Source organism: Actinomadura sp. NPDC049753, from assembly GCF_040674655.1.
Classification (GTDB): domain Bacteria; phylum Actinomycetota; class Actinomycetes; order Streptosporangiales; family Streptosporangiaceae; genus Spirillospora; species Spirillospora verrucosospora.
The window spans coordinates 1-8,853 of the sequence record NZ_JBFARL010000272.1 but is presented as its reverse complement, the minus strand read 5'-3'; the positions used below and the strand labels follow the sequence as shown (position 1 = coordinate 8,853).

Sequence of the window (8,853 nt, the reverse complement as noted above, 5' to 3'; positions counted from 1 at the left end):
CGAACACCGCGATCCCCAGGGCGAGCCGCATCGCGCTCTCGCGCGGCACACCGGGCACCCGGATCCACGACCTCGTCGCAGGAACGGAGGGACGCGGCATCGGCAGACGCGTCACGACCACGCCCGCCGTGACCAGCACGACGGCCTCGACCGCGAACACGGTGACGGTCGGGGCGGGCAGGCTCTCGGACAGGACGCCGGCCAGGAACGGACCGAGGCCGGCGCCGAAGACCATCGCGGACGAGGCGAGCAGCGCGGCAAGGCGGCGGCGGGAGGGGCCGGCGACGTCGGTGACGGCGGCCATCCCCGCGGAGACGGTCGCGCCGACCGCGACACCGGTCAGCAGCCGGGCGACGATCAGCGCCCACACCGTGGTGGCGGTCGCGAAGACGCCGCAGGCCACCAGGGCGAGGACGAGCGCCGGCAGAAGGACGGGGCGGCGGCCCAGCCGGTCCGACAGCACTCCGGACACCAGCAGCGAGCCGAGCAGCCCGACGATGTAGAAGGCGAAGACCACGGTGAGGGTGCCTTTGGAGAAGCCGATGTCGCGCTGCCAGAGCACATAGAGGGGCGTCGCCGCGTTCGACAGCACGAAGACGGCGGTGACGGGCCAGGCGGCGAGCCAGATCCAGCGGACGGACGCATCCGCCTGTGGCGCGCTCCGGGGCGTATCGATCGTTCGGACGTTCGGCATGGGGGTCCCCTTCGCCAAGCAGTACGATTTTTCTCGAACTTAGCATGCAGTACGATAAAACTCGTACAAGCGAGAGAGAGGGGCTGGATGGTGGCATCGATCACGCGACCGGCGATCCGGGTGCTCCCCGAACCGCCCGGCCTGCCCGAGCCCTTGGCCGAGCCCGCTGTCGAGGACCTCCGGCTGGAGACGGTCTTCGGGGCGCTGAGCGGGCCGCTTCGGCTGGCCATCGTCCGCAAGCTCCTGCTGGAGCGTGAGGAGTTCGACCATCCCTGCGGCTGGTTCGGCTTCGACCGGCCGAAGTCGTCGCTGACGCACCATTTCAAGGCGCTGCGCGAGGCCGGCATCCTGCGGCAGCGGCAGTACGGCCTGGAGCGCCGAAGCGAAGTGCGCGTCGAGGACCTCAACGCTCGCTTCCCCGGCCTGCTCGACCTGATCGCATCGTCCTCGACGATGGACCACTGAGCGCCGCGACGCGCAGAGGCCTGGCCGGTTCACTTCCGGGGCGGCACCGACCTGGCCGCCGTTGCCGCCGCCGGACCGGCCCGTTGCGCGACGCGATCGTCGGCCACATGACCGACCGGCTCGCCGCTCACCGCAGCGTGCTCATCCCACCGCCACACGCGCGAGGACGACAGCAGGCGCCTCCGACCGACGGCAACCGCCCCGGCGCCGGGTGCGCGCCAAGGGGCGGGCCCGCCTGGGACAAGGTTCGGTCGGACGCCGCCGAGTTGAGCGCGGGGTAGCTCGCGGGCCTTATCGGCGGGTGCGATCACGTGGGTGGAAATCGGGGGTTTGGTCCGGACGGGGTGAACCGGTGGCATGGTGGAGGGGGTCTAAGTTTCTGGTGCGCGCGGCCCGGGGTCGCGCGGGCGGTGGGCGCGGGGCGTGTCGCCTCGCGGTGGGAGAGGGGAACGGCCGGTGTCCTACGGGCAGATGGCGGGCGGTGGACCGTCCGTCGACACGATCCTTGCTGAGCCGAACTGCAAACCCGGCGGGGTCGTGGCGGGCAAGGTGCACCTGCGCGGCGGCGCCGGGCCCGCGGAGATCCGGCAGGTGACGCTGGCGCTGATGCCGCGCATGCGGCACCACGGCGGCGAGACGGCGGGCCCCGAGGTGTACCGCGGCGCCCTGACCCGCGGATTCCGGCTCGACGCCGGGGGGCAGCGCGACCTGGCGTTCTCCATCCCGCTGCCGTACGAGCTGCCGTTCACGACCGTCCTCGGCCACGAGCTGCCGGGCTTCACCATCGGGATGTGCACCGAGATCGACGTCGCCGGGCAGCCCGACCCGGGCGACATCGACCCGATCTCGGTGGAGCCGCTGGAGTCCCAGCAGTGGGTCCTCGCCTCGATCGCCCGGCTCGGCTTCCAGATCACGAACGTGACGTTCGAGTCGTCGAAGCTGCGGGGCGTGTCCCAGCAGCTGCCGTTCCACCAGGAGATCCACCTCAACCCGCCGTCGTCGCACCAGGGGCGGATCGAGAAGGTCGGGCTGAGCTTCGTCGCCAGCCCCCGCGCCATGGCCTTCGTCCTGCGCGCCGAGGACCGCGACACCCCGCAGGACGAGTCGTTCGGCGTCTTCACGGTGCCGCACGCCGAGGCCGCGGAGACCGACTGGAACGCCAAGATCAGTCAGTGGCTGGAGGCCGCGGCGGCGCTGCCCCGGTCGTCCCGTCCCGGCCCGGCGTCCCATGGCGCTCCGCCGCCTCCAGGGCAGGCACCGCTGCCGCCGCCCGGCGGCCACTCGGCGTTCCCGCCGCCACCGCCGCAGGGCGCGGCCCCTTACGGCGGCCCGGGTGAGTACGGGTCGCACGGCAACGCCCAGTTCCCGCCTCCCGCGCCGGCGCCCGGCCAGCGGCAGCCCGCGCCGATGGCCGCCCAGGGGTACCCGCCGAACCCCTCCGGCATGCCCCCGGCGCACGGCCAGGGCTTCCCGCCGCCCCCGCCCGGTCACGGGATGCCGTCACACGGAGCTCCGCCCCCCGCGCCCCCGCACGGGATGCCGTCGCATGGGGCGCCCCCTCCGGCGCCGCCGGGGCCGGTGCCGTACGCGCCCGCCGCCCACGCCGGCCCGCCCCCGCCCGCGCCGCCGGGGCCCCCGCCGTACTCGCCCCACGGCCACCCGCCGCCGGCGCACGTCCATCACGGCCCGCCCGGCTACCACGGGCACCGCCACCTCGGCCACGGCGCCGCCGCGGCCGGTCTGGTGGGCGGCGTCGCGGCGGCGGGGGTCGTGGGCGGCATGGCCATGGGCGCCATGGACGCGGCCGGGTACGCGCAGAACGTCGCGGGCTACGTGGCCGGCGCCCCCGTGGACGCCTTCGGCAACGCGGTCGCCGGCTACGCGGGCAACGTCGCGGGCAACGTGATCGCGGACGCGGCCGGCGGCATCGCCGGAGACATCGCGGGCGACGTGGCCGGCGAACTCGCAGGCGGCGCCGCCGAAATCCTCGGCGGCCTCCTAGGCGGCCTCTTCGGCTGACCCCGCACGCATCCACCCGCAATGCGACCGGCAGGCTTGCGTGGCGTGCCGTCTGTCTCTCGGCGGCTCCTGGGCCAACTCTTCGCTGACCCGCGGATATTCGTAGAACGGGGGCGCGGGAAAGGCGTCGTCGCTCCTTGGAGCTTTCTGGGTGCACTTCCGGCTAATCCGGCAAGTATCCGCAGGTCACGCGATCGGTGGGCTCGGGGGGCGCGTCAGCCGTTCCTCGGAGGCTCCCTGGGCGGGTTCTTCGGTTGATCTGTGGGATTGGCGGGGCTCGTGGGTGAGCGTGGCTGAGGCCCTTGTGTGCGGGGCTTTGTGGGGATGATCTCGGGGGTAGCCGGAGGGACGGTGGGTAAAGGAAAGTAGGGCGTTTCGGACGGGATCCGCTGCGCACTCGGCCAATCCGGCCGGGGGTGGTTATCGTCGTGAGCGCAGCCCGCTTCCCGAGGAGTCACATGACCACCGTGATCCTGGTTCTGCTCTGCCTCGCGATCGCCGGACGCGAGCTCTACCTGGCGTCCGACAAGCGGCTCCCGCAAGCCCAGGCGGAGCTCCGCAATCTGCGTAAACAGCTGAACGAGCTCGCGCGGGACCACGACGTGCTCAAGCGGGTGGTGGACGAGGCGACCGAGCCGGTCGGCATCCCCATCCCGCCGCCGCAGGCCGAGGCGCCGCCGTCCGACGTCGTGGAGAGGCTGGAGACCGTCACCGGGCGGGTGGAGCGGCTGGAGAAGCAGTTCGGCGACCTGTCGGACGAGCTCGCGGGCCTCGACCTCGACCGCGACTCCCATCGCGCGCTCGCGCGGACGCTCGACGCGGTGGAGCAGGACGTCCAGGAGCTGCACCGCGAGATGCTCGACCGGCTCGACCGGGAGGAGGGCGTGGTCACCGGGGCGCTGCTGAGCGAGGAGGGGGAGGGCGAGGCGCTGCTCGCGGAGGCGTACGAGCAGTGCGCCGCCGAGTGCGGGCTGCGCATCCGGCTCCGCGACCAGCGGTCGGAGCAGGCCACCGGCACCTACTGGGGCACCGTGTACCAGATGTCCGGGCGGCGCCCCGACGTCCTCGCCGAAGACCTGTTCTCCTACGTGCGCGGCCTCTACGACCCGAAGGACGCGGCCGCGGTGACCGTGCTGCTCACCGAGCTGGCGTCGCTGCGGGGCGGCGGCGTCGCGCGGTTCGGATCGTTCGTCGCGGTCAGCACGCAGAGCGCGGTGCTGTGCGGCGTGCTGCCGGACGAGGGAGCGCCGCCGACCGAGCCGTGGCGGCTCGTCGAGCACATCCGCGAGCTGCCCGCCGACCGGCAGCGCGACCTCACCTGGCTGCGTTCGGACGACTGATCAGGGACGCACGAAGCGGGGGGCGCCGTCCGTCCGGTCCACGCTGAACGCCAGCAGGCACCGCGGGACGCGCGCCGCGTCGATCTGGAGGCACAGGCCGAGCCCGAGGTCCGGGTCGACGACCACGACGCGCCGCAGGGCACGGAGGGCACGGCGTGCCCGCACGCGCGTCTCGGGGCGGCCCTCCTCGCGGACCGTGCCGGCGACCACCCGGCCCGCGTAGCGCCAGAGCGCCACCGAGTCCAGCACGCGCACGCCCGCCGACGTCAGGTTCGCGACGATCACGACGCCGCTGTCGTCGTCCTCGGAGGCGGACGGGGCCCGCAGCGCCCCCTCCCCCGGCAGGTCGCGCGGCGCCTGCGGCCCGCCGACCGCCCGGTGGTAGCGCAGCGGGTCGAGCGTGTCGATGACGAACGCCCCCGCGTACGGCCGGGACGCGCGGGGCGGGCGCGCGAGTCCGTGCATCGGCGCCCGCGCCGCCCGCACGCCGAGGCGGGCGCTGAGGTCGAGCACGATCCCCGCGTCGTCCAGCCACGCCGGGACTCCGAGCTTGGCCGCGGACGTCCGGTCGAGGGCGTCCATGGCCTGCCACAGCTCGTCGGTCCGGCGGGACAGCGTCGAGGCCATGCCCAGACCGGGGAACGCGCTCTCCAGCACGGCCAGGGTGGCCTGCCATGTGGTGCTGCCCGCGAACTCCGCGACGAACGCGTCCGCCATCGCCTTGCGCCGCTCAGGGTCGGCCATGGGGCCGGGCCGCTGCGCGGGCGCCCACTGCGGGACCGGGATGTCCGGCACGGTCACCGAGGGCGGTTCGGCGGCCAGACCCTTCCCCGGCAGGAACGGCTCGTCGTCGCTTCGCGCGTGCCGCCCCGTGGGTGCGGGGCCGGGCTCCGAGGGCGTCCAGGGCTCGACTGGCGACGCTTCGCCCAGGCCGAACCCGGAGGGCGTGTCGCGCACCGCCCAGAGCGGCTCCTCCTCGGACACCGGTGCCTCGGCGGGCGGAGCCGGGGGCGGCACCGGGGCGTGGGGGGTCCAGGGCTCCTCGGGTTCCGGCGAGGGCTGGACGGGGACCCAGTCGGACGGCGGCTCCTCCGGTTCCGGTTCCGGGGCGGTTCGCTTGCCCGCCACGTGGACGTCCTCGGGGTAGGGGCCTGGGCGGGGGCCGGTCTCGGGTCCGGTCTCCTCGGGTCCGGGGTCTTCGGGCTGTGGGGTGCGACGGTCACGCGGGCCGAATCTCACGATGTCGATCCTGCGCTGAGATCAAGGTCATAGGCAAGCTCATCGGGCCCCGAAGAGCGTGGCGCACAGGGACCGGAGGCGGTCGGGGCCGTCCTCGGCGGGCAGCACGGTGAGGACGGGGTCCGGGGACGGGTCGTGGCGCAGCCGCACGGGGACCTCGCGCCGCATCGGCTCGTCGGCGCCCTGAGCGGCGGCGATGTCCTGGAGGCCGACGGAGACGACCTCGGGGATCTCCACGACGAGGGGCTGCTCGCCGGCGGGCAGCTCGTCGTGCCAGAGGTCCAGGACGTGATGGGCGAGACCGTTCAGCAGGCGCCCCCAGGGCTCGACGAGGCCCGGCGGGACGTGCTCGGTCTGCAGTTCGGGGAGGCCGAACCTGGCGAGTCCCCTGGTGGTGATGTAGGAGCCGTCCCGGCCGGTGGTGTGCGGGAGGAGCATCCAGTCGGTGAGCCGGACGGCGCCGCCGGGCCCCGGAAGGGAGCGGAAGAGCCGGTCGTGCGCGAGGATCTGCGGGGTGAACACGTCGATCACGGGGGCGGACGCGGCCGCGCCGACGGCGCCCGCGACGGCGCGTGCCGCCCACTCGTGGGCGGGCGGCCGCCCCGGCCGGTACGCGGCGCGGACGGCGAGGACGTGCGGCGCGGCGGCGACCGCCTCGACGTCGGACGGGGAGCCGCCGTACACGGCGAGCAGGTCGGTGGGCAGCGGCGGGAAGCCCTTCGCGGGGCGCTGGTCGAGGGTGAGCATGGGGCTGCCGAGCATGCCGAGGACGAGGTCGCGCAGGGGCGGCGCGGTGCGCCGCAGCAGGTGCTCGCGGGCGAGGGCCGCCGGGTCGCGGATCGGCTCGGCGAGCGCCACGGCGTAGGTGCCGTAGAGCGTCTCGGGGACGGGCAGTGTCAGCGTCTCACCCAACTCATCTCCCGGCGGCCTCGGCGAACGGCGACACTTCGATCAGAACGAAGCGGGCGTTGGAAAGTATCTGGCGCGAACGGGACAGTTACCTCCCACAGCCGCGAGGCGCGCCCACGACCTCGTCGTCAGCGCCGGGGGACGCGCTGCTCGAACCAGACGACCTTGCCTTCCTCGGTGCGGTGGGTGCCCCAGCGGGCGGCCAGGTGGCCGACGAGCTGGAGGCCGCGGCCCGACTCGTCGGTGGCCTCGGTGTGCCGCAGGTGCGGCATGTCGGCGCCGTCGTCGTGCACCTCGCAGAGCAGCGTGCGCCCCCTGATCAGGCGGAGCCCCACGGATCCGGCGCCGTGCACGAGGGCGTTGGTGACGAGCTCGCTGACGAGCAGCCGCGCGGTCTCGGCGAGCTCGTGCAGGCCCCAGCCGGCGAGCCGGGCGCCGACCTGCGCGCGGATCCACGGGACGCTGCCGGGCACGGCTTCGAGCTGCCAGGTGACGACGTCGTCGAGGGGGATGCCGTCGAACCCGACCGCGACGATGGCGATGTCGTCGGCGGGGGTGGGCCCGGCGAGCCGGTCGAGCAGGTCGTCGCAGGTGCCGTCGAGGTCGGCGGACGCCTCGGCGAGGCGGGCGCGCAGCTCCTCCAGGCCGGTGTCGAGGTCGCGGTCGCGGCGCTCCAGGAGGCCGTCGGTGCACAGCACGAGGCGGGACCCGTCCTCGACCTTGAACTCCACCGTCTCGAACGGCTCGCCGCCGACCCCGATGGGCACGCCCGGCGGGACGGGCAGCACGCGGCTCTCCCCGTCCGGCGTGACGAGGACGGGCGGGACGTGCCCGGCGCTGGCGACCGTGCAGCGCCGCTCGACGGGGTCGTAGACGGCGAACAGGCAGGTGGCGAGGTAGTCCTCGCCGAGCCGGCGGGCGAGGCCGTCGAGCTGGCGCAGCAGCCGGTCGGGCCGCATGTCCTCGGCGGCCAGGGTGCGGACGGCGGTGCGCAGCTGGCCCATGATCGCGGCGGAGGTGAGGCCGTGCCCCATGACGTCGCCGACGACGATGCCGAGCCGGCAGCCGGGCAGCGGGATGGCGTCGAACCAGTCCCCGCCGACCTGGGCGGCCTGCTCGGCGGGCCGGTAGCGGTAGCGGACGCGGGCCCCGGCGACGTCCGGCGGATCGTCGGGGAGCATGCTGCGCTGCAGCTCCTCGGCGACCTGGACCTCGCGCCGGTACAGCCGCCCGTTGTCGACGCAGAGCGCGGCGCGCCGGGCCAGCTCGTCGACCATGGCGAAGTCGAGCTCGTCGAACCCGTGCCGGTCGGGCTTGCGCAGCAGCATGAACGTGCCGAGCACCCGTCCCCGCGCGATCAGCGGGGCGACCAGCAGCGCCCGGCCGGTGAACAGGGGACGCAGGTCGCGGTCCCCGAACGCGGCGGCGAGCCGGACGGCCCTGCCGTCGTCGACGCGGGCGATGTGCACGGGCCGCCCGGTCCGCATGGCCTGGACGAACGGGGTGCAGGACGGCACGGACAGCGGCTCGTCCTCGGGTACGGCCTCGTCCCAGCGTCCGGGCTCGTCGTTGTGGACGACGGCGACCCGGCGCATCGGCGTGGTCTCGTCGACCTCGCCGGCGGGCGGAGCGGAGTCGGCGACGACGCTTTCGAGCAGGTCGACGGCGGCGAGGTCGGCGAGCCGCGGCACGAGGACCTCGGCGAGCGTCCGGGCGGCCTGCAGGTGGTCGAGCGAGCTGCCGATCTGCTCGCCGGCCGCGCCGAGGTAGGCGAGCGGCTCCAGCGCGTGGGAGAGGTCGCGGCGGGCGCGCGGCGGCCGGGGCGCCGGGACGCGCGGACCCGGCCGGGGCAGGGGGACGGTCGGCGCGGGGGGCGGGGCGGCCTCGGTGTGCGGGACGATGGGCAGCCGGATGGTCAGGCCCAGCGACACCGCCGGGCAGCCGAGGCCGAGGACCTGCGAGGCGATCGTTCCGAACGCCGGGGGGTCGAGCGCGGGCAGCAGTTCGGCGAGGCGGTCGGCGAACGGGCCCGCGAACGGGTCGGGCCCGTCCGGCGAGGGGGCCGCGAGCGTGGGCTCGACCCGCAGCAGCCGGACGTGACCGCCGACGCCACGCTCGACCTGAAGGCCAACCCCGACATGCCCGCCCAGGGCTCGGCCATCGAGGCCCACCTGGACAAGGGCCGGG

7 protein-coding genes are annotated in these 8,853 nt (G+C 74.9%); 3 read left to right on the top strand and 4 right to left on the bottom strand.

The window, feature by feature from the left end:
• Positions 1 to 694, bottom strand: a 694-nt coding sequence (locus tag AB0K37_RS37980; protein ID WP_363989893.1) for an MFS transporter, incomplete at its 3' end; no start/stop codon positions are given.
• 87 nt (positions 695 to 781) lie between these two features.
• Here AB0K37_RS37980 and AB0K37_RS37975 point away from each other — a divergent pair.
• The 3 genes from AB0K37_RS37975 (at position 782) to AB0K37_RS37965 (ending at position 4,518) form a co-directional block, all read left to right on the top strand.
• The gene (locus AB0K37_RS37975) at positions 782 to 1,159 is read left to right on the top strand and encodes a helix-turn-helix domain-containing protein (protein WP_363989891.1); all 378 of its coding nucleotides are present in this window, start codon (positions 782 to 784) and stop codon (positions 1,157 to 1,159) included.
• Positions 1,160 to 1,615: 456 nt separating this feature from the next.
• A complete protein-coding gene (locus AB0K37_RS37970; protein ID WP_363989888.1) occupies positions 1,616 to 3,178 on the top strand; it encodes a sporulation protein in 1,563 nt (520 codons plus the stop codon).
• 458 nt (positions 3,179 to 3,636) lie between these two features.
• On the top strand, positions 3,637 to 4,518 hold the full coding sequence (locus AB0K37_RS37965) for a hypothetical protein (protein WP_363989885.1): 882 nt from the start codon (positions 3,637 to 3,639) through the stop codon (positions 4,516 to 4,518).
• Here AB0K37_RS37965 and AB0K37_RS37960 read toward each other — a convergent pair whose 3' ends face one another.
• The 3 genes from AB0K37_RS37960 to AB0K37_RS37950 form a co-directional block, all read right to left on the bottom strand.
• The gene (locus AB0K37_RS37960) at positions 4,519 to 5,646 is read right to left on the bottom strand and encodes a hypothetical protein (RefSeq protein ID WP_363989882.1); all 1,128 of its coding nucleotides are present in this window, start codon (positions 5,644 to 5,646) and stop codon (positions 4,519 to 4,521) included. It lies immediately after the preceding gene.
• Between the two features lie 150 nt (positions 5,647 to 5,796).
• The gene (locus AB0K37_RS37955) at positions 5,797 to 6,669 is read right to left on the bottom strand and encodes a hypothetical protein (RefSeq protein WP_363989880.1); all 873 of its coding nucleotides are present in this window, start codon (positions 6,667 to 6,669) and stop codon (positions 5,797 to 5,799) included.
• Positions 6,670 to 6,794: 125 nt separating this feature from the next.
• The coding region (locus AB0K37_RS37950; RefSeq protein WP_363989878.1) for a SpoIIE family protein phosphatase at positions 6,795 to 8,853 on the bottom strand (2,059 nt) is incomplete at its 5' end.

What these genes read in the sequence shown, in the direction of transcription:
- AB0K37_RS37975 (WP_363989891.1), top strand. Translation starts at nt 782, where the DNA reads ATGGTGGCATCGATCACGCGACCGGCGATCCGGGTGCTCCCCGAACCG.
- AB0K37_RS37965 (WP_363989885.1), top strand. Translation starts at nt 3,637, where the DNA reads ATGACCACCGTGATCCTGGTTCTGCTCTGCCTCGCGATCGCCGGACGC.